Source organism: Clostridium niameyense, from assembly GCF_001243045.1.
Classification (GTDB): domain Bacteria; phylum Bacillota; class Clostridia; order Clostridiales; family Clostridiaceae; genus Clostridium_F; species Clostridium_F niameyense.
On the sequence record NZ_LN849007.1, the window covers coordinates 157,458 to 178,685 of the forward strand.

Below are 21,228 nucleotides of genomic sequence, written 5' to 3' on the forward strand. Positions count from 1 at the left end.
TGTTAATAATTTGTTTATGTTAAAAGTATAACAAAAATTTTAACGTTTGTATATAATTAATTATTTCCAATATTCTTATAATTCCATAAATAAATAATATATTTTTTATTCTGCAGAGTTATTATAAAAAACTATAGATAATATAATATATATAATAAATTCTAATAATCAAACATGAAAAAATTTTTTATGATATTATATTAATTAGTTTTGTAGAAAAATGTAAATTTTTAAAACGGAGGAGAGAAAATAAGTGAAAAAAATGAAAAAAGTTTCTTGTTTATTATTAGTATTAATAATAGGTATATTTACTTTAAGCGCGTGTGCTAAAAAGGAAAGAAAACAATCAGAAGATAAGAATGAGTTAATAAAATCTATATCTACAAATGAATTAAATAAGAAATTAAAAGATAAACAATGGGTTATAGTAGATACTAGAATTAATGATGCTTTTAATGGATGGAAATTAGACGGAGTAACTAGAGGGGGACATATAGATGGGGCAGTTGACTTCTCAGCTAATTGGTTAAAGGTGGATGATAAGGATAAAGATAAAAAATTAGATGAAGTTCTTAAAACTAAAAAAATCGATAAGAATAAAAATGTAATATTATATGATTCTAATGGTAAAGATGCAAATCAAGTTGCAGAATATCTAAGCAAAAAAGGATATAAAAAATTATATACTTATGATGTAAAAGAGTGGGCTAAAAATAAAAGCCTTCCAATGAAAAAATATAAGAATTTTGAAATGATAGTACCAGCAAAAGTAGTTAAGGATGTTATAGATGGAAAAACACCAGAAACTTTTGAAAAAGGAAAAAAGGTTAAAATAGTTGAGGTAAGTTGGGGAGAAGAAAAAACTTCCTATGCAAAGGGTCATGTACCAACAAGTTTTCATGTGAATACAGATATTATAGAACCACCAACTAAAAATCCGCCAGCATGGATGTTAGCAAGTGATGATAAACTTACTCAATTTGCTAAGAATTATGGATTTACAAAGGATGATGCTGTAATTTTAACAGGAGAAGAACCTATGGCAGCATATAGACTTGCAGTAATACTTCGTTATATGGGAGTAAAAGATGTAAGAGTATTAAATGGTGGATTAACTGCTTGGACTTCAGCAGGATATAAAGTTGAAACGGAAAGCCATAAAGCTACACCAGTTGATGATTTTGGTGGAAAAATACCAATGAATCCTAATTTAATTGATACTGTAGAAGAAGCAAAAGAAGGATTAAAAAAACCTAATGAATTTACATTGGTAGATAATCGCACTTGGGAAGAACATATAGGAAAAATTACTGGATATAGTTATCATAAGAAGAAAGGTCGTATACCTGGATCTGTATATGGATATGCAGGAATTGGGGATTCTTATGCTTTAGATTATTATCGTAACGTGGATAAAACTATGAGAAATGCTGATGAAATATTAAACTTGTGGAAAAATGCAGGTATAGATATCAACAAACATTTATCATTTATGTGTGGAAGCGGTTGGCGTGCATCAGAAGTATTAACTTATGCTAATGTTATGGGATTTGATAATACATCTTTATATAGTGATGGATGGATTGGTTGGAGTAATAATCCTAAAAATCCTAAAAATCCTATAGAAACAGGAGGCCCTAAAGGAAAGTAGAAGTTATGAAATTTAAAAAAATAAAAGCTATATTATATACCATGGCATTAATAATACAATTATTTCTTATTTTTACTGTTTTTAAACTTAATAGTTTAGCGGAGATAAAGGGTGGATTAGCGCACCATATTTATTACAAAAGATATGAATATGAACAGGGGATATATTCTACTACGAATTTAAATCTTCATAGTAATATACTTTTAATAATAGCCATATTATTTATAGTATTTGTAATTCTAGCTATAAAAAGTAAAAAGAGTATTTTTTATAACATACAATTTAGTTTGGTTACAGTGTTTGCAATAGTTACTTATTATGTTATACATAGTAATACTTTTATAGATATGTTGGCATATTATTATTTTGTAATGGTGTTTGAGATTAATTTAATTATTCAAATTTTGATTACAGTATCAATAAAATTATTATAAAAAATTGTGAATGACATAAATAAAGTCATTCACAATTTTTTATGTTTTATTTAAATATAAATTGTTTTTAATTTTACAAAGTTATACATTATAAAACAATGTTTATGATTTTATTAGGACTAAAACTCAATAATATATAGAATAAACAGATTTTATTCAATAAAAATTTAATAAACTATATAAATGTATAAAAATTTAGAATATTTTTATTTAGTGAAACATTTTGCCATATTATTATGGTAATTTTTTTAAATAATGGGAACATTGAAAAGGTTTTATTTTACAAATATAATTAAAGGGTGAACTGAACAAAAATTTAATGGCCTCTTTAATCTTTAAGAGGAAGGAGAAGATAATTTTGCAAAATCATAATATTAAACGTCTAATAAAAGAAAAAGAAGAAGATATAAAAAATGATATAAGTGAATTAGTCAAGATACCTTCTATTAGAGATTTAAATACAAAATCTTATAATGCACCTTTTGGCTTAGACATAAGAAATGCATTTGATAAATTTATTGAATTTGGTAATAGAGATAATTTCAAAGTGGAAGATTTTGATGGGTATGCAATTCATCTTGAATGTGGAGAAGGAAGTGAAATTATAGGAATACTTGGACATTTAGATGTAGTTCCTATATTTGATAAAGAAGAATGGGATACAGATCCTTTCCAATTGGTAGAAAGAAGTGGATATATTTATGGAAGGGGTGTAAACGATGACAAGGGCCCTTTAGTGGCAGCGTTATATGCTTTGAAAATTATTAAGGAGTTAGATATAAAATTTAAAAGAAGAGTTAGATTAATAATTGGTGGAGCAGAAGAGACTACATGGGAATGTATGGAGCATTACTTTTCAAAAAATCCCCAACCTAAATATGGATTCTCTCCCGATGGAGACTTTCCAATAGTAAATGGAGAAAAAGGCATATTTTATTATAGTTTTAAATCTTTTAAGAATACGGACTTATATGGAATACATAATCTTATAGATATAAAAACAAACAATAAACAAGGATTTGTTTGTGATTACTGTAAAGTAAGCTTTTTAACTAACAATGCTTTAGAACTTAGAGAATATCTTAAAGAAGCGGATTATATTAGAGTAAAAGAAAGAGAAGTAACTGCTATATACAGTGGAAAAAATTCATTATCTAGGAATCCACATAAAGGTATAAATGCTTTATTTAAGTTTGGAAGAGATTTAAATAGAATAAAGAATTTAAATAATAAGGGTAAAAGTTTAGCAAAGTTGTTAGATGAATATTTTATTGATTCTATATATGGGGAAAAGGTAGGATTACAAAAAGAAGATTCAGAAATGGGAAGTACTACAATGTGTTTAATGGATATATATTACAGTGACACTGATTTTGAAATTAAATTTGATTTTAGATATCCAAAGAATATAAAAAAAGAATTTATAAAAAGAAGATTTGAAGAAATAGCAACAATAAATAATTTAAAATTAAGTACTGATAAAGAGTTAGATTTTATTTATGTTGATGAAAACAGTGAATTGATTAAAAGTTTAAAAAAAGCTTATGAAAACGTTATAGGGGAAGAGCCAAGTTTATTTTCAAAGGGAGCAGCTTCCTATGCAAGGGTTTTAAATGAGGGTGTAGCTTTTGGACCAACAATGCCAGGGGATACTCCTAATTCTCATAAATCTAATGAAAATATTAAATTAGAAACACTATATAAAGCTATAGAAATATATTGTCAATCTATATACTTATTAGCATGTAAATAACTTAAGAGGAGGATTATATTATGAAAGATAAGTTGCAAGTTATTGCAGGGGCAATGATGATACCAGTTATATTATTGGTTGTAGCAGGGGTGTTTATAGGACTAGGGGCAGCATTTGTAAATCCAGAAAATGTACAAGCACTTGGATTAGCCTCAGTTATATATAAGGGAGGCATCTTATATGCTTTCTTTAAAATAATAAATGATTTGGGATTTATGGTAATGAGATTTTTGCCAATATTCTTCACAGTAGGAATAGCCTTTGGATTATCAAAGAAGGAAAAAGGTTGGGGAGCTTTAGGAGGACTAGTTTTATTTATTGGTATGCATACAGTAATTAGTACTTTACTTGGTATTAGTGGATTAAATCCAGATACTACAACAGTAGATGCCTTTATAAAGGCAGGATTATCACAAGAAAAAGCAATGAATCAAAGTTCTTTATATACAACTTTCTTAGGAATATTTACGTTTGATTGTAGTATTTTTGGTGCGATAATATCAGGATTTGTGGCAAGTATGGTTCACAATAAATATTGTGAAAAACAATTATGTAATGCATTATCATTCTTTGCAGGACCTAGATTTTCACAAATAATGATGTTTGTTGTAGCTATACCATTAGGAATAGCTATGTATTTAGTATGGCCATTTCTTGGAGCAGGATTATCTGCCGTAGGTATGTTTATAGGTAAGAGTGGATTGTTTGGAACATTTATTTTTGGAGCTTTAGATAAAACATTATTACCTTTTGGAATACACCATTTAATTGCATTTCCAATTGAATATACTAGTGTAGGTGGAGTTATGAAGATTGGTGGACATGTTTATGAAGGTGTTAATAACATAAAGATGGCTCAAATGGGAGATCCAAATAGCTTGGGGTATATAACTCGTAACTTTACAACAGGACGTTTATTAATTCATTTTGCTATATTGCCTGCAGCAGCTTTAGCTATGTATAGAACAGCTAAACCTGAAAATAAAAAGAAAGCAGCAAGTATTTTGGTACCGGCAATAATAACAGCTATGTTAGTTGGAATTACTGAACCTATAGAATATACTTTCTTATTTGTAGCCCCTATGGTATATTTTTTAATATATGTACCATTATCAGGATTAACATATGTTTTAACAGAGGCATTTAATGTTTCAATTATGGGGGAGGCTTTTAGAAATATGTTCCCTAATCTTTTACAACCGCAAAAAGTACATGCTTGGCCATTAGTATTTTTAATACCAATATTCTTTGTAGTAGTTTATTTTATATTCAAGTTTGTAATTGAAAAATTTGATTTAAAAACACCAGGTCGTGGAGATATAAAAGAAGTTAAGTTATATTCAAAAAAGGAGTATAGAGATAAAGAAAACAAAAATCATTCAAATGATAAAAAAGCAGGTAATAAAGATAAAAATGACAGTGAATTAGGATTAATTTTAGGAATTGTAGATGCCTTGGGCGGAGTTGATAATATAGAAAATTTAACAAATTGTGCAACTAGATTAAGAGTAGAATTAAAAGATGTGGAAAAATCCGCTGTAGATGATATATGGGTTAATGAATTAGATGCCAGCGGAGTTGTTAGAAGGAAGAAATCTTTACAAATTATATATGGTCCTAGAGTTATAACTTTAGTATCTAAGATAAAATCACACTTTAATATGGACTAAATAATACTTTACTATAAGTTATTGAGAGAATAAACTAAAAAATCATCAGCTTAGCTGATGATTTTTTTATTTAAGTAATAAAATTATTTTATTTTATAACTTATTACAGAAGTTTCTCCTGCTACTGTTTTTGTATTTAATACAGGAGTTATTGATTTTAATTTTTCTACATTAGTGATTAATATAGGGGTAGATAAACAATATCCTTTAGATGTTATAAAGTCTCTGTCTATTTCAATAATTGGTGTTCCAGCTTTTACTTTTTTACCAGGTTCTATAAGTCTTTTAAAGCCCTTACCTTCTAATTCTACTGTATCAACACCTATATGTACTAATATTTCAATACCATTGTCTAAAGTCAATGCATAAGCATGATTAGTATTAAATATAAATGTAAGTTCTCCGTCTGCAGGAGCTACAAAAGTATTACCGGTAGTGTCTATAGCAACACCATCTCCTGACATTTTTTGAGCAAATACCGGATCAGGCATTTGAGATAAATCAAATGTTACACCATCGGTAGGAGATAATAATTCTAAATTTTTCTTTAAAAAATTAAACATAATTTTATTTAAGCCTCTACAAAAGAAACTTAAAATTCACATCCTTTCCATATTAAAATTTATTATAAATATTAGAATAGTAAGGTATCCCATTTATATATTTTAAATCTATATTTCCTTTAGTCAAAGGTAAAATATAGTTAAAGGCATCTTCCGTTACATTGTTTCCCTCTGAATTAATCCATTTTTCAGGAAAATACTTAGTTTTATTTGCTATGTTAGACAAATCCTCATATCCAATGGAGCTTTTATAGTTGTCATTATTAATTCTAGAAATTGAGGACATAACTCCTGTACAGTTATTTTTAGATAGTTCAATACCATAGGCACCTACATTATAAGCTTCCTGCAGATCTGTTTTAGATACGCAATGCATTGAGCATCTTTGAATAATTCCTAATTCTAAAATTTTAACTCTTGATGTAATTTTCGACTGTATGATTAAATCTTTTAATACCTTTGATGCTCCACCTAATTGTTTATGAGAAAATTTATCATGAGATAAACCTATTGTTTCTGATATAAAGTTTCCATAACTATCTTTGATACCTTCAGAAACAACAATAAAAACATGTTTCTTTTTTTTATATAAATTTTCTACATCTTTTAAAAAGTTTTCTTTGCTAAATGCTATTTCAGGTAAATAAATAAAATCTACTACTGATTTATCATTTAATTTAGCTAGAGTAGCAGAGGCAGCTAGCCATCCTGTATCTCTACCCATAGTTTCTAATATAAAAATACCATTATCTATATAAACAGAAGTATCTAAAAATGTTTCTAATGTTATAGTAGAAATGAGTTTTGCTGCAGAACCAAAACCTGGACAATGATCTGTACCTAAAAGATCATTATCAATGGTTTTAGGAATACCTATAAACTTAATATTATCATGTGTTTTCTTTATATATTGAGAAAATTTTAGTATGGTATCCATAGAATCATTTCCACCTATGTAAAAAAAGGTATCAATATTATATTTTTTCAATATTGATAATACTTTTTTATAATCACTATCATCTTGGTTAAAATCACATAATTTATATCTACAAGAGCCTAACCCAGAGGAGGGAGTAAGCTTTAAATTTAAAATTTTAGATTTAGAAATGCAGTCTGTATCTAATATATTTTCGTTTAAAATTCCTTCAATTCCATTAATGCTAAAGTAAACTTTATCAAAATATTTATCTTTCATATTTTTTTCATATATTCCAACTACAGATGAATTAATTACTGCTGTAGGACCTCCTGATTGAGCAATGATACAATTTCTCATTTAATCACTCCTTTATTTGTTGATAGTTGCTTTTAATTAAAATTATAAGTACAAAGCAACGGCAATTCAATAAATTAGAGAAGTACAATAACTACCATAAGAAAGTGGTAATTTATGAACTAACAATACTGTTATAAAATGTTCATTAATTACCATAATATAAAGGTAAGTTTAAGATAGGGTTAAGCCATTGACTAGGGGGTTTTAGAGAGTGTAATATGAATTTATCGAGGTTAAATTCAGTTCATGAAATAATTATGGTAGTGTAAAAAGTTTTAAGGAGGAATAAAGTATGAAACATATAAAAATAGCAGCAGGATTAGCACATGTTAATTATGGTAATATAGCAGCAGTAGTAAAGGAAGCAGTTGATGCCGGTGCAGATTATGTACATTCAGATGCTGCAGATATGTATGATTTAAGAAATATGCAACTTATGGGAGGGCATCAAATAATAGAAGGAATTAGACCTATAACAGATAAGCCTATAGAATGTCATATATATACGAGAGAATGTGATAGATTATTTATTGAAAAACTAGCTAAGGTTGGTTGTAATATGCTTATAATACCAGCAGAACAATTCTTAGGTGCCCCACTTGCTTATATTATAAATTATTGTAGGGAGTTTGGAATAAAAGTAGGTTTAACAATAGGATGTTACACACCTTTATGTTTTGTGGAAGAAGCAATATATGATATTGATAGATTGCATCTTGTTGTTCATGGAGTAGATGAAACAGACGGACAAGAAAATTGGGGTTGGAGAAGAAGTGCTATCGATATGATAAAAAGAGCAAGGAAAATGATAGATGAAAAAAATCCAAAGTGTGAATTAGCAATTGATGGAGGAATACGTGCTAATAATTTAGAAAAATTAATAGAATGTAATCCAGATGTAGTTGTTCTTTCATCAGCTATATTTAGAAACGAAAAGGGTATTGCTGGCGGAGTTAATGAATGCAGAGAAGCAATAGATAAAGCAGCTGAGAAGTTTAATTTAAAATAATTGTTTTAAAAATCTCTCATTAATTAATGAGAGATTTTTATATTAAGGTTAGTTAAGGAGTATAAATATGAAAAATAATGAACTGATTAAGGACTATATTTTAATTACTATATCAAGTATATTAATGGCTATTGCTGTAAATATGTTTTTTAAGGAGCATATGCTTGCACCTGGAGGAATAACTGGATTAGCTATAATATCAAGTAAATTTTTTGGCTTTCCTGTAGAGTATATGACGTTAGGAATATCAGGACCATTATTAATAATGGGGATATTATTTTTAGGAAAAAGTTTTGGTATAAAAACTTTATATATAACCATAATGGGGCCTATTTTTTTAAAGTTAATACCTCAAGTTCATATCACAAATAATTTATTTATGGCAGCTCTTTTAGGAGGGGTATTAGTAGGACTAGCTATTGGTATAGCTATAGTAAGGGATTGCACAACAGGTGGAACAGATCTTGCGGCTATGCTTATAAATAAGATTATAAAATTTATAAAGATGCCTATAATATTATTTATATTAGATGGTAGTATAGTTATAGGATCAGGAATTATCAGCAAAAATTATATGATATCAATTTATTCATTAATTTCATTATTTATAATAATAAATACTATAAATCTTATAGTAAATAGATATAGAAAAAAATAGAAAATAAGTTGTTATTTACGAAAAAAGTATTATGTATTATTAGTTTACTAATAATACATAATACTTCGTATAATATTTTAATTTTACAGTCCACATTTTAATGATAAACTATTTTTTTCTACATATAAATTTTTTATTATTAAGTTTAATCTAAGAATATCTTGTTTTCGGAGAAGGGGGGGGACTATAATAACCTTTTTATCTAAATCTAATGGAACTGTAGATATAATTAAATCAATATCTTTTAAATCCTCATCAGTGATAAAAGTAGAAGACTTCATATTTTTTAGTTCGATTAAATTAAACTCCTGTTTTAATTTAGTCGTAAGTAGATTGGAAGCACCAATACCACAATGACATATAACAAGCGTTCTAAGAGGCTGTTTTATTCTATCTATTGCGTTGGCTAAGTGAAGAGTAAGATAGCCTATTTCATTTTCGTCAATGTCACAAGATAAAAACTTTGAGAATATATATGAAGAATTTTTAACAATATTATAGGTTTTGGGATATAAGCTTTTTATATCATTCAACAATGGATTATTTAAATTTAATCCATATTTAATACGTGTTATAGTAGGCTGTAAATGTGAAATTAGAGAATTTTGCAGTTTATAATCATTTTTCAGACAAATGTTTAAAGAGTTGCCCCAAAAATCTATTAATTCATTACATATGGGTAAAACTTCTACATTATTTGATTCTATTGAATTGTTAGTTTCCACATTATTTTTTTTGGTAGAACCCTTTCTACAAGCAAAAATATGTACTAATAAATATCCTATTTCTTGGTCAGAGAATTTAATATTATAATAATCCTCTAATTTTCTACAAAGTTCTTCTGATATAATAAATTCTTTTAATGATTTTAGTTGTGATAAGAATGAATCTGATAATATTACATATTTATTAGAAGAAATTCTTTTTATAGTTATTGAAATATGAATGAGTAAGGATAGTAAGGATTCATCGGATAGATTATATTGAATAAAGGAGTTTAGGGATAAAACTATCTTTTGTAACATTTTAAAATCTATGTCAATGAGTCTTTTTAAAGTTTTTAATGATTTTGTATCAATTTCAGAATCCTCACAGTCCATTAAATTTTTTAGCTGAGAGTAAGTTTTATTTAAATGAATTAAAGAATAAATAGCTTTTCTATAATTTCTTTCCTTGCCTTGTATTTCAAGTCCGCGATTGGTTTTTCTTATGAGTTTAATTTTATATTTATTAAGCCAATCTGATACAAATATTAGGTCTTTATGTATAGTTGCACGACTAACATAGAGAGCTTGTGAAAGCTCTCTAATTCTAATATTATATTCACAGGTGAATAATTGTTCTAAGATATAAATCCTTCTATCTTCAGGTGAGAAACACTCAACTACGTTTACTCTTTCTATTATATCATTTAAAACACTAAGCTTTAGTTTTTCATCACCTTGTATAGCAATCCCAACACCTGTTTTCTTATCGAGGGTTAGGTCAAATTCATTCATCCATTTTTCAATTATTGTAAGATCATTTCTTATAGTTTTATTACAAAAACTTAAGCTTTTAGAAATTGATTCTACAGTTATGTATTTATTTTCCCTTAAAAGAATTTCACATATTGACACTAACCTTTTATTTATCATAATTTCCTCCTAATTTTTATTTAATATTACATAAGTTTTGCCAGTCTTCTATAAACTTTTTCTCACCTTGTGCCGTCAACTCATGAAAAATAGCTTGTTTTAATGTGGAATGGTTTACAGCAGAATAGTGTGCACCAGCTAAAGCAGCTTCTTGCAAATGATATACATTTTTAATAGATGCAGCTACAACTTCAGTACTATAATTGTTTTCTTTAATTATAGTACATATATTGTTAAGAGTTTCTAATCCACTAACACCAATTGCATCATTTCTACCTATGAATGGGAATATATAATCAGCTCCGGCATTTATAGCTAGAGTTGCTTGGGTTATATTAAATATTAAAGTAACAGCTGTTTTAATTCCTTTTTTACTTAATATATTAACTAACTTAAGGCCTAAAGAAGAAAAATTAATTTTTATTATAATATTAGGATTAATAGATAATATACCATCTACATTATTTAGCATTTCTTCTAAAGATGATCCCATAGCTTCAGCAGATAAAAAATTAGGATTTAGTGAATTTACTTCTCTTAAAAAATCATAAAATTTAATTTGTTCTTTTAAATACATAGAAGGATTAGCTGTAACACCATAAATTCCTAAAGATAAGGCTTCCTTTATTTCATTTAAGTTAGCAGTATCTATTATATATTTCATAATATTCGCCCCCAATTATAAATTATATTTAACTGTATTAACTATATGTTCAACAGATAAGCCGTATTTTTTTATAAGAGCATCTGGTTTACCACTTTCTCCAAATGTATCATTAATTCCTACCATAGCTAACTTAACAGGTTCATATTGACTAAGAACTTCACTTACAGCAGAACCTAATCCACCTATAACGTTATGTTCTTCACAAGTAACTATTAGTTTACTTTTTTTAGCTAAATTTATTATCAGTTCCTTATCTATAGGTTTAATGGTATGAATGTTTACTACATATGCATTTATTTCTTGTTTTCTAAGAACATGACTGGCTTTTAGAGCTTGTTGAACCATAAAGCCAGTAGCAATAATAGCAACATCATCTCCTTCTTCTAGTATGACACCTTTACCTAGTTCAAAGGAATAATTTTTTGAATTTATAGTTTCAACTGCAAGTCTTCCAAGTCTTACATAACAAGGACCGTCATATTTTGCAACGGCTTTAATGACAGCTTCAGTTTCTACACTATCACAAGGGGAGATAACAGTCATATTTGGAAGACTTCTCATAATAGCTAAATCTTCTATGGCTTGATGTGATGCACCATCTTCTCCTACAGTTATTCCAGCATGGGTGGCACATATTTTAACATTTAATCTTGGATAGCATATGGAGTTTCTTATTTGCTCAAAAGCTCTTCCGGCTGCAAATATTGCAAAAGTACTAGCAAATACCGTATTTCCACAGGTAGATAGCCCTGCAGCTATAGACATCATATTTCCTTCTGCTATACCAATATTAATATGCTTGGCAGGATTAGCTTTCTTTGCTTCACAAGTTTTAGTTGATTTAGAAAGATCGGCATCTAAAACTATTATATGATCATCTTCTTTTACCAATTGAGCTAGAGTATTTCCATAGGCTTCTCTTGTTGCTATTTTACTCATTACTTAATACCTCCTAATTCTTTGAGAGCTAATTCACATTGTTCTTTGGATGGAGCATTACCATGCCATTCAGGTCGATTTTCCATAAAAGATATACCTTTTCCTTTTATAGTTTTAGCAATTATAACAGTTGGCATTTCTTTGGTATTTTTAGCAATTTTATATGCATTTATAAGTTCTTCAAAGTTATGTCCATCTACTGTTATAACATTCCAACCAAAAGCTTCAAATTTTTTATCAATAGGAGTAGGATTCATAACATTAGTTATTTCCCCATCTATTTGTAAACCGTTAAAATCAATAATGGCAAGAAGATTATCTAATTTATAATGAGTAGCTGTCATAGCCGCTTCCCACACTTGTCCTTCTTCAAGTTCTCCGTCTCCTAAAAGAGTATATACTCTATATTTATCGTTATGTATTTTATAAGATAAAGCCATTCCAACTGCAGTGGAAATTCCTTGACCTAAGGAGCCAGTAGACATATCAATGCTTGGTATATAATTCATATTAGGGTGTCCTTGAAGTTTAGAATTGATTTTTCTAAATGATCCCAATTCATTTTTATCTATAAACCCTTTTTCAGATAGTACTGAGTATAGAAGCGGGGATGCATGTCCCTTTGACAGTACAAACTTATCTCTAGATTTATCATATATGTTTTCCTTATTAATATTCATTTCATTAAAGTATAGAGAAGTTAATATTTCTACAGCAGAAAGTGAACCACCTGGGTGACCTGAGGATGCCTCAGTAATAATTTTTATTATATTTTTTCTTATTTCTGTAGCTTTTTTATTTAAAAAATCTATATCCAATAGAGAAACCTCCTTGTATTTTAAGTTTAAAAAAGTTTAAGCATAGTTATTTAAAATTTATTATACACTAGAAATTAATTAAATTTACTAACTTAAAACTTTAATTAAATTACCATATTGTTATGGTATAAAATGACTAATTATTTAAAAGTATTGTTTAATTTTTTCCATAAGCTTTAGTTAATTTTTGTTACTAATAATAGTATTGAACATAAAAATCTAAAAACCTATAATTTTAATTAATAAAATAAAGTTTAGGTATAGAATTATAAATATTATTTAAATAGGAGGAATAATATATGTTTAATTATTATCAACCATCAAGAATTCATTTTGGAATAGGGAAATTAAAAGAATTAGGTGAGGTTGCTGCAAAGTATGGTAAAAAATGTTTACTTGTAACAACTCCTAACGAGACACCTTTAGACAAGCTATATACAAGAGTAAAAGAAATTTTAAGTAATGAAAATATAGAAGTTATACATTTTGATAAGGTACTTTCTAATCCAACCATTGAAATTGTTAATGAAGGATTTAAAATAGCAAAAAGAGAAGATTTTGATTTTGTTTTAGCAGTTGGTGGAGGATCAAGTATAGATACAGGTAAAATTATTGCTTTAACTAATGGTTTAGAGAGTATAGATTGGGAAAGATTATTTTCAGATTATACAAGTCCTTTTATAAAGTATGATAGTTTAAGTGAAAAAGGTTTACCTTTGATAGCAGTTTCAACTACATCAGGAACAGGAAGTCAAGTAACTCAAGCTTCAGTAATATCTATAGGAAAGAATAAAAATACAATTTTTCATCCAGATAATTTTTCTAAAGAGTGCATTGTAGATCCAGAACTTATGAAAACACTTCCACCTAGAATAACTGCGTCTACTGGATTTGACGCTTTTACCCATGCCTTTGAAAGTTATATAAATAAAAATTCTTCAGTTATTACAGAAATTCAATCATTAAAAGCTATGGAGTTAGTAATAAATAATTTACAAGGTGCTTTTGATCAAGGAGAAAATATAAAATATAGGGAAAATTTAGCTATTGCTGATACTTTGGCAGGTAGTAGTTTAGCTAATGTAGGGGCAGCGGCACCACATCCACTATCTGAGATAATAGGAGGAATTATTAATATACCTCACGGGGAAGCTTTAGCTGTGATATTTCCCGCATTTGTAAAAAAATATTATATAAGTTATATTAATAAATTTGCAACGGTAGCTAGGTTATTTAATAATGATTTAAATAATGAAGAAGATGAGAAGGCAGCAGGGGAACTATATAATGAGTTAAATAAATTCTTAAGTAAATTAGGATTAAAAAAGAGATTAAGAGATTTTAATGTTTCAAAGGAACAATTACAAGAAGTTTTAGAATCACCAATATTAGGATTCTTACCTTTTGGAACTAAAGAAGAACTTCAAGAGATAATTAAACAATCATATTAAATAATAAGGATTTATATAGAATATAAATAAAATTTTATTTTTAATATATGGATTTAAAAGATGAAATAATTATAAGGATTATAACTTTTATAGAAAGTTTTATGCTCTTATGATAAAATAATTATAAAATATAATTTTCGTATAAACCTAATAATGGGGCTTTGAGGTTCTTACAAGAACTTACAATTTCTGAATGCGGAGAAAATTATAAAGATGTTAGTTTTCTTTATAATTAGGATTTTTTATTTCAGTGCATTTATATGGAGGTAAACATGGATTTTAGAAAGTTACCTAAAGTAGAATTACATTGCCATTTAGATGGTAGTATTAGGCCTGAAACAGTTATAGATATAGCAAAAAAAGAAAATATACTTATATCTAGTTATAATATTGAAGGAGTAAAAGAATTATTAATAGCGCCTATGGAGTGCAAATCCCTTAGAGAATATCTTAAGAGATTTGATATACCAGTACAGGTTATGCAATCTAAATATAGTTTAAAAAGAATTACATACGAACTATTAGAGGATGCATATAACGAGAATGTAAAATATATGGAGATAAGATTTGCGCCATTATTACATATTGAAAAGGGATTAACAGTAGAAGAAGTAATAGAAAGTGTTTTAGAGGGAATAAAGAAAGCGGAAGATGAATTTGATATAAAGGCAAATTTAATTCTTTCATTTTTAAGACATATGCCAAAGAACACTATGATTGATGTGATAAAGAAAAGTAAAAACTTTATAGGCAGAGGGGTAGTAGCAGTAGATTTATGTGGTAATGAGGAAGCTGGCTTTTGCAAAAATTTTATAGAGCCCATTAAGATTGCAAAAGATTTAGGATATAGAGTGACTATTCATGCAGGAGAGGCAGGAGTAGGAGAAAATGTAGTTGATGCAATTGAAATGCTTGGAGCTGAAAGAATTGGTCATGGTATATTTATAAAGAATTGTGACAGTGCTTATAATATGGTAAAGGAGAAAGGTATTACCCTTGAAGTTTGCCCCACAAGTAATATTCAAACAAAAGCGGTAGATAAGATTTATAATCATCCTATTTATGATTTTTATAAAGATGGAATAAGAACTACTATAAATACAGACAATAGAACAGTTTCCAATACTAATTTAACTAAGGAGTATGAAGTTATTAAATCAAATTTTAATATAACTTATGAAGATTATAAAAAGTTATATTTTGATGGCATTGATGCGTCCTTTGCAGATTTAAATACTAAAAATAAATTGAAAGAAATATGGAATTTAAAATAGTTATTTATTTTGTTAACCTATTGACAATGTTGGTAATATAATTTATCATAATAATTAAAATTGGATAAATAAATATTATTAATACAAAGAAGAGGAATAGTAAAAACCTAAACTTTTAACAGAAAGGGATAGTTGATGAGAAATCCTAAAAGATAAGTTTTGAACCAGCCTTGGAGTACTGTACTGAAATATTAGTAGGATACAGCGGAGATATTTCCGTTAAAAAATTCAAGTTGAATATGTCTTTTAAGACATATTAACAAGGGTGGTACCGCCGATAACAACTTCGGTCCCTATTTAGGGATTCGAGGTTTTTTATTTTTAGAAATAATAAATATTTTAAAAGGAGGACTTTTGTATGGCAAAAGACAAGAAATTTGTTGAAGACATAACTCCAATGGATGAGGACTTTGCACAATGGTATACAGACATAGTAAAAAAAGCAGAGCTTGCAGATTATTCAAGTGTAAGAGGTTGTATGATTATACGTCCTTATGCTTATGCTATGTGGGAAATGATTCAAAAGGACTTAGATAAAAGATTTAAAGATACAGGACATCAAAATGTTTATATGCCAGTATTTATACCAGAGAGTTTATTAAATAAAGAAAAAGAACATATAGAGGGATTTGCACCAGAAGTTGCGTGGGTAACTCATGGTGGGGAAGAAAAACTTACAGAAAGATTATGTGTAAGACCTACATCAGAAACTTTATTTTGTGAACACTATGCTAAAATAGTTCAATCCTATAAAGATTTACCTAAACTTTATAATCAATGGTGTTCAGTAGTAAGATGGGAAAAGACTACAAGACCATTTTTAAGAACTACAGAATTTTTATGGCAAGAAGGTCATACTATTCATGCTACAGAACAAGATGCTAGACATGAAACAGAACAAATGTTAAATATATATGCAAAACATGTTGAAGAAGTGCTAGCTATACCTGTAATTAAGGGGCAAAAAACAGAAAAGGAAAAATTTGCAGGAGCAAAAGCAACCTATACAATAGAAAGTTTAATGCATGATGGAAAGGCACTTCAAACAGGAACATCTCATTATTTAGGAGATCATTTTGCTAAAGCCTTTGGTATACAATATTCAGATAAAGAAGGAAAACTTCAAAATGTTCATCAAACTTCTTGGGGTGTAACAACAAGAATGTTGGGAGCAATAATAATGGTACACGGAGATGATAGTGGTTTAGTAGTTCCTCCAAGAATAGCACCAATTCAAGTAGTTATAGTACCAGTGGCTCAACATAAAGAAGGAGTTTTAGATAAAGCTAATGAGTTAAAAGAGAGAATATCTAAAATTGCAAGAGTTAAACTTGATGATACTGATAAGATGCCAGGTTGGAAATTTAATGAATACGAAATGAAGGGTGTTCCTATTCGTTTAGAAGTAGGACCAAAGGATATAGAGAAGAATCAAGTGGTATTAGTTAGAAGAGATAGTAGAGAAAAAATAATAGTACCTATGGATGAGTTAGAAGTACAAATTCCTAAATTACTAGATGAAATTCATAATTCAATGTATGAAAAAGCTAAGAAAAGAATGGAACAAAAGACTAATATAGCTAAAGATCTTGACGAATTTAAAGAAATAGTTGAAAGTAAAGGCGGATTTATAAAGGCTATGTGGTGCGGTGATAAGGAATGTGAAGAAAAGATTAAAGAAGTAACAGGAGCTACTTCAAGATGTATACCATTTGAACAAGAAGAAATTTCAGATACATGTGTATGTTGTGGAAAGAAAGCTAAGAAAATGGTATTCTGGGGAAAAGCATATTAAAAAAACAGGTTATTAAACCTGTTTTTTTTATTAATTTTCAGAAAAAACATTAATAAGGTTGTAAAAGTATTAACCATAGGATTATAATGGTGATAGTGTGATATTTTAATCAATATATTATTCTTAAGGGGGTATTTTTTTGGAATTAAATAGTATAGTAGATGGATTCAAAGAGGAAATTATTAAATCTACTCAAGACTTAGTAAAAATAAGAAGTGTACAGGATGAGCCTAGGGAAGGAAAACCTTTTGGCGAAGGAGTAGCTAGTGCTTTAGATAAGGCTTTAGAGATATCTAAAGAATTAGGATTTAAAACAGTAAATTTGGATGGCTATGTAGGATATGCTGAATACGGAAGTGGGGAAGAATACGTAGGAGTGCTTGGTCATCTAGATGTAGTTCCAGAAGGAGATGGATGGAAGTATCCACCTTATGAAGCTGAAATACATGATAATAAAATGTATGGTAGAGGAACTATGGATGATAAGGGTCCTATAGTATCAGCTTTATATGGATTAAAGGCTATAAAGGAAGCAAAAATCCCATTGTCTAAAAAAGTTAGAATAATTTTTGGTACTAACGAAGAAACTGGTTCTACAGAAATACCACACTATATGGAAAGAGAAAAGGCACCAATAGCAGGATTTACACCAGATGGTGAATATCCAATAATATATGCTGAAAAAGGTATAACTATATTTAATGTAGTAAAAGATCTAAAGACAAAAAGTACAAAGGATATGAAGATAAAGTATATAAAGGGTGGACATAGAGCTAACATGGTTCCAGAACATTGTGAAGCTGGCATAGAATGTGTGGATACTGATATGATTATAAGATCAGCAGAATTCTTTGCAAATAGAACAGGAATAAATTTAAAAGCAGAAGAAAAACAAGGTTTAGTTGTAGTTACATCAGAAGGTGTAGCAGCTCATGGAAGCGTACCACATATGGGTAAAAATGCAATAATGCAAATGTTTAAATTCTTAGCGGAGCTTCCATTAGGTTATTGTGATGCATTACAGTTTATAAGATTTTTTAATAATAATGTAGGCAGTGAAACTGATGGAGTATCTTTTGGAGTTAATTTAGAAGATCAACAATCTGGTAAATTAAGTTTTAACGTAGGAACAGTTTCTATGGATGAAGATAGGATTTCTATGACATTAAACTTAAGATATCCTGTTACTTATACAAGTGAACAACTTATGGAAAAATTCAATAATAAATTAGAGGGTACAGATATAAGAATAGAGAATTTTGTTGACCAAAAACCTTTATATTTTGATAAAAATCACCCATTAATAAAATCCTTACAAAAGGTTTATAAAGAACAAACAGGTCAAGAGCCAGAATTATTAGCTATAGGTGGGGGAACTTATGCTAAAGAAATGCCTAATATAGTAGCATTTGGACCTATGTTTCCTGGTGGACCAGATTTAATTCATCAAGCTAATGAACATATAGAAATAGAAGAGTTAATATTAAATGCAAAAATTTATGCTAATGCTATATATGAATTAGCAAAATAAAATATTTAAAAATGCCTCTTTATATAATTTATGTTGTTATATGAAGGGGCATTTTTAAATATATTTATTAAAATAATATTAATAAAAAGTTTAATAAAAATTACATAAATTTATATTAAAATATAAGGGTGTTTTAATTAATTTATAGATAAGTTTACATACTTATTTTAAAAAAATTATGATAAAATATACTATGAGTTTATAAATATTTATTTAATATAGTATGGAGGAAAAAATATGGCGAAAAATAGTAAGTTCGATAAAAATAAAATAAAATATTTTGTTTATTATGCTATAGCTGTTGCTATAATAGTTTTTATGTTGAATGATTATATAAAAAATATGAAAGCAGATCGTATAAAATATAGTGATTTCATGAAATACTTAAATCAAAATAAAATAGAAGAAGTAGAAATAACTAGAGATAGACTACTTATATATCCAAAAGTAGAACCAGGACAAAAAAGAAAGTTAATGTATACAGAAACAGTATATGATCCAGATTTAGTGAAAAAGTTAAATGATTCTCATGTTAAATTTGGTAGAGTACCGCAAGAAAACTCAGTTATTAAAAGTTTTATAGTAAACTGGGTAATTCCTATACTAATATTTATGTTTTTGGGTAGAATTTTATTTGGAAAGCTAGATAAGAAAATGGGCAGTGGAGTTATGTCATTTGGTAAAAATACGGCTAAGATATATGCAGAAAGTGAAACCGGTGTTACTTTTGAAGATGTAGCAGGGCAAGATGAAGCAAAAGAATCTCTTGTAGAAATTGTAGATTTTCTACATAACCCTGAAAAATATACGAAAATAGGAGCAAAATTGCCTAAGGGTGCATTATTAGTAGGCCCTCCAGGAACAGGTAAAACCCTTTTAGCAAAGGCAGTGGCTGGAGAAGCAAAGGTACCATTTTTCTCTTTATCAGGTTCAAGTTTTGTTGAGATGTTTGTAGGTATGGGAGCTGCTAGAGTAAGAGATTTATTTGAGCAAGCACAGGAGAAAGCACCTTGTATAATTTTTATAGATGAAATAGATGCTATAGGAAAGAGCAGAGATGGTAATTTAAGTAGCAATGATGAAAGGGAACAAACATTAAATCAATTATTAGCAGAAATGGATGGCTTTGATTCTTCTAAAGGAGTTGTTATATTAGCAGCTACTAATAGACCAGAAATATTGGATAAGGCTCTTTTAAGACCAGGTAGATTTGACAGAAGGGTAATAGTAGATAGACCTGATTTAAAAGGAAGAGAAGAAATACTAAAAGTTCATTCTAAAGGAGTTAAAATATCAGAGGATGTAAATTTTTCTTCTATAGCAAAGGGAACTCCAGGAGCTGTAGGATCAGATTTAGCTAACATAATAAATGAAGCGGCATTAAGAGCTGTTAAAAATGGAAGAGAAGAAGTTATTCAAGAGGATTTAGAAGATGCTGTAGAAGTTATTATTGCAGGTAAAGAAAAGAAAGATAGAATTTTATCACCACAGGAAAAAAGACAAGTAGCTTTTCATGAGGTTGGTCACGCATTAGTTGCAGCACTTTTAAAAAATACAGATCCAGTTCATAAAATTACTATAGTACCTAGAACTATGGGAGCTTTAGGATATACAATGCAGTTACCAACTGAAGAGAAATATTTAGTAAATAAAGAAGAAATGTTAGATAAAATAACAGTTATGTTGGGTGGACGTTCTGCAGAAGAGGTTAAATTTAATTCTATATCTACAGGAGCGGCTAATGATATAGAAAGAGCTACTCAAACGGCTAGAAATATGGTTACAATTTATGGTATGACTGATCGATTTGATATGATGGCATTAGAATCTGTACAAAATAGATATTTAGATGGAAGACCAGTTCAGAATTGTAGTGAAGAAACATCATCTATAATAGATGATGAAACCCTAAAAATAATAAAGGAATGTCATGATAAGGCTAAGGGAATATTAAAAGATAATGAAGAACTTTTAAATAAAATAACAGAAAAACTTATAGAAAAAGAAACCCTTATGGGAGATGAATTTATGCAAATAGTTAAAAGTGAAAATAAAGAAGGTTATGAGGAAGAGAAATATGAAAAAGAATGCTAAAGGTGTGA

General features: G+C 28.4%; 16 protein-coding genes, 1 pseudogene and 1 other annotated feature. Of the genes and pseudogenes, 11 read left to right on the forward strand and 6 right to left on the reverse strand.

All coding sequences use genetic code 11. From position 1 onward, the window contains the following. Positions 1 to 262 precede the first annotated feature (262 nt). From BN1711_RS01820 to BN1711_RS01835, 4 genes are all read left to right on the forward strand, one after another. A complete protein-coding gene (locus BN1711_RS01820; protein WP_050608416.1) occupies positions 263 to 1,651 on the forward strand; it encodes a rhodanese-like domain-containing protein in 1,389 nt (462 codons plus the stop codon). Positions 1,652 to 1,656: 5 nt separating this feature from the next. Continuing rightward, complete coding sequence (locus tag BN1711_RS01825) at positions 1,657 to 2,085, forward strand: hypothetical protein (protein WP_050606499.1); 429 nt, start codon at positions 1,657 to 1,659, stop codon at positions 2,083 to 2,085. A gap of 358 nt (positions 2,086 to 2,443) precedes the next feature. Next, complete coding sequence (locus tag BN1711_RS01830) at positions 2,444 to 3,838, forward strand: Sapep family Mn(2+)-dependent dipeptidase (protein WP_243128189.1); 1,395 nt, start codon at positions 2,444 to 2,446, stop codon at positions 3,836 to 3,838. A 20-nt stretch (positions 3,839 to 3,858) separates the two neighbouring features. Further along, the gene (locus tag BN1711_RS01835; RefSeq protein ID WP_050606500.1) at positions 3,859 to 5,508 is read left to right on the forward strand and encodes a PTS transporter subunit EIIC; all 1,650 of its coding nucleotides are present in this window, start codon (positions 3,859 to 3,861) and stop codon (positions 5,506 to 5,508) included. A gap of 83 nt (positions 5,509 to 5,591) precedes the next feature. On the opposite strand, the gene BN1711_RS01840 is transcribed toward BN1711_RS01835, so the two are convergent. Together BN1711_RS01840 and BN1711_RS01845 are read right to left on the reverse strand one after the other, a co-directional pair. Beyond that, a complete protein-coding gene (locus BN1711_RS01840; RefSeq protein ID WP_050606501.1) occupies positions 5,592 to 6,071 on the reverse strand; it encodes a PTS sugar transporter subunit IIA in 480 nt (159 codons plus the stop codon). A gap of 52 nt (positions 6,072 to 6,123) precedes the next feature. Continuing rightward, the gene (locus BN1711_RS01845; protein WP_050606502.1) at positions 6,124 to 7,347 is read right to left on the reverse strand and encodes a 6-phosphofructokinase; all 1,224 of its coding nucleotides are present in this window, start codon (positions 7,345 to 7,347) and stop codon (positions 6,124 to 6,126) included. 292 nt (positions 7,348 to 7,639) lie between these two features. On the opposite strand from BN1711_RS01845, the gene BN1711_RS01850 reads away from it, so the two are divergent. Beyond that, positions 7,640 to 8,356 carry a ribulose-phosphate 3-epimerase gene (locus BN1711_RS01850; RefSeq protein ID WP_050606503.1) on the forward strand — a complete coding sequence of 239 codons (717 nt, stop codon included), beginning with the start codon at positions 7,640 to 7,642 and terminating at the stop codon, positions 8,354 to 8,356. Between the two features lie 67 nt (positions 8,357 to 8,423). Continuing rightward, positions 8,424 to 9,014 (forward strand): YitT family protein, encoded by a 591-nt coding sequence (locus BN1711_RS01855; protein ID WP_050606504.1) that lies wholly within the window; start codon positions 8,424 to 8,426, stop codon positions 9,012 to 9,014. 83 nt (positions 9,015 to 9,097) lie between these two features. Here BN1711_RS01855 and BN1711_RS01860 read toward each other — a convergent pair whose 3' ends face one another. From BN1711_RS01860 to BN1711_RS01875, 4 genes and pseudogenes are all read right to left on the reverse strand, one after another. Next, positions 9,098 to 10,651, reverse strand: coding sequence for a BglG family transcription antiterminator (locus BN1711_RS01860; RefSeq protein WP_050606505.1), 1,554 nt, complete (start codon positions 10,649 to 10,651; stop codon positions 9,098 to 9,100). Between the two features lie 16 nt (positions 10,652 to 10,667). Next, entirely contained in the window at positions 10,668 to 11,315 is a 648-nt protein-coding gene (locus tag BN1711_RS01865; protein WP_050606506.1) for a transaldolase family protein, read from the reverse strand. Between the two features lie 15 nt (positions 11,316 to 11,330). Beyond that, entirely contained in the window at positions 11,331 to 12,257 is a 927-nt protein-coding gene (locus BN1711_RS01870) for a transketolase family protein (RefSeq protein WP_050606507.1), read from the reverse strand. Continuing rightward, a pseudogene (locus BN1711_RS01875) lies at positions 12,257 to 13,081 on the reverse strand (transketolase); the annotation flags it as partial. The pseudogene BN1711_RS01875 and the gene BN1711_RS01870, both read right to left, overlap by 1 nt. A gap of 293 nt (positions 13,082 to 13,374) precedes the next feature. Between BN1711_RS01875 and BN1711_RS01880 the strand changes: the two are divergent. The 5 genes from BN1711_RS01880 to ftsH all read left to right on the forward strand — a co-directional run bounded on the left by BN1711_RS01880 (position 13,375) and on the right by ftsH (position 21,220). Next, complete coding sequence (locus BN1711_RS01880) at positions 13,375 to 14,526, forward strand: iron-containing alcohol dehydrogenase (protein WP_050606509.1); 1,152 nt, start codon at positions 13,375 to 13,377, stop codon at positions 14,524 to 14,526. Positions 14,527 to 14,798: 272 nt separating this feature from the next. Beyond that, the gene (gene add, locus BN1711_RS01885; protein WP_050606510.1) at positions 14,799 to 15,800 is read left to right on the forward strand and encodes an adenosine deaminase; all 1,002 of its coding nucleotides are present in this window, start codon (positions 14,799 to 14,801) and stop codon (positions 15,798 to 15,800) included. Between the two features lie 77 nt (positions 15,801 to 15,877). Next, positions 15,878 to 16,098 (forward strand) — a binding site (T-box leader). A 60-nt stretch (positions 16,099 to 16,158) separates the two neighbouring features. Next, a complete protein-coding gene (gene proS / locus BN1711_RS01890; RefSeq protein WP_050606511.1) occupies positions 16,159 to 17,595 on the forward strand; it encodes a proline--tRNA ligase in 1,437 nt (478 codons plus the stop codon). A 139-nt stretch (positions 17,596 to 17,734) separates the two neighbouring features. Next, positions 17,735 to 19,126, forward strand: a complete 1,392-nt coding sequence (gene pepV, locus BN1711_RS01895; protein WP_050606512.1) for a dipeptidase PepV — start codon at positions 17,735 to 17,737, stop codon at positions 19,124 to 19,126. A 237-nt stretch (positions 19,127 to 19,363) separates the two neighbouring features. After that, on the forward strand, positions 19,364 to 21,220 hold the full coding sequence (ftsH, locus tag BN1711_RS01900; protein ID WP_050606513.1) for an ATP-dependent zinc metalloprotease FtsH: 1,857 nt from the start codon (positions 19,364 to 19,366) through the stop codon (positions 21,218 to 21,220). Positions 21,221 to 21,228 lie beyond the last annotated feature (8 nt).

Excerpts from the sequence above, each read along its gene's own strand:
- BN1711_RS01820 (WP_050608416.1), top strand. The coding sequence starts at position 263 with ATGAAAAAAGTTTCTTGTTTATTATTAGTATTAATAATAGGTATATTT.
- BN1711_RS01825 (WP_050606499.1), top strand. The coding sequence starts at position 1,657 with ATGAAATTTAAAAAAATAAAAGCTATATTATATACCATGGCATTAATA.
- BN1711_RS01835 (WP_050606500.1), top strand. The coding sequence starts at position 3,859 with ATGAAAGATAAGTTGCAAGTTATTGCAGGGGCAATGATGATACCAGTT.
- BN1711_RS01840 (WP_050606501.1), bottom strand. The coding sequence starts at position 6,071 with ATGTTTAATTTTTTAAAGAAAAATTTAGAATTATTATCTCCTACCGAT.
- BN1711_RS01845 (WP_050606502.1), bottom strand. The coding sequence starts at position 7,347 with ATGAGAAATTGTATCATTGCTCAATCAGGAGGTCCTACAGCAGTAATT.
- BN1711_RS01850 (WP_050606503.1), top strand. The coding sequence starts at position 7,640 with ATGAAACATATAAAAATAGCAGCAGGATTAGCACATGTTAATTATGGT.
- BN1711_RS01855 (WP_050606504.1), top strand. The coding sequence starts at position 8,424 with ATGAAAAATAATGAACTGATTAAGGACTATATTTTAATTACTATATCA.
- BN1711_RS01860 (WP_050606505.1), bottom strand. The coding sequence starts at position 10,651 with ATGATAAATAAAAGGTTAGTGTCAATATGTGAAATTCTTTTAAGGGAA.
- BN1711_RS01865 (WP_050606506.1), bottom strand. The coding sequence starts at position 11,315 with ATGAAATATATAATAGATACTGCTAACTTAAATGAAATAAAGGAAGCC.
- BN1711_RS01870 (WP_050606507.1), bottom strand. The coding sequence starts at position 12,257 with ATGAGTAAAATAGCAACAAGAGAAGCCTATGGAAATACTCTAGCTCAA.
- BN1711_RS01880 (WP_050606509.1), top strand. The coding sequence starts at position 13,375 with ATGTTTAATTATTATCAACCATCAAGAATTCATTTTGGAATAGGGAAA.
- add (WP_050606510.1), top strand. The coding sequence starts at position 14,799 with ATGGATTTTAGAAAGTTACCTAAAGTAGAATTACATTGCCATTTAGAT.
- proS (WP_050606511.1), top strand. The coding sequence starts at position 16,159 with ATGGCAAAAGACAAGAAATTTGTTGAAGACATAACTCCAATGGATGAG.
- ftsH (WP_050606513.1), top strand. The coding sequence starts at position 19,364 with ATGGCGAAAAATAGTAAGTTCGATAAAAATAAAATAAAATATTTTGTT.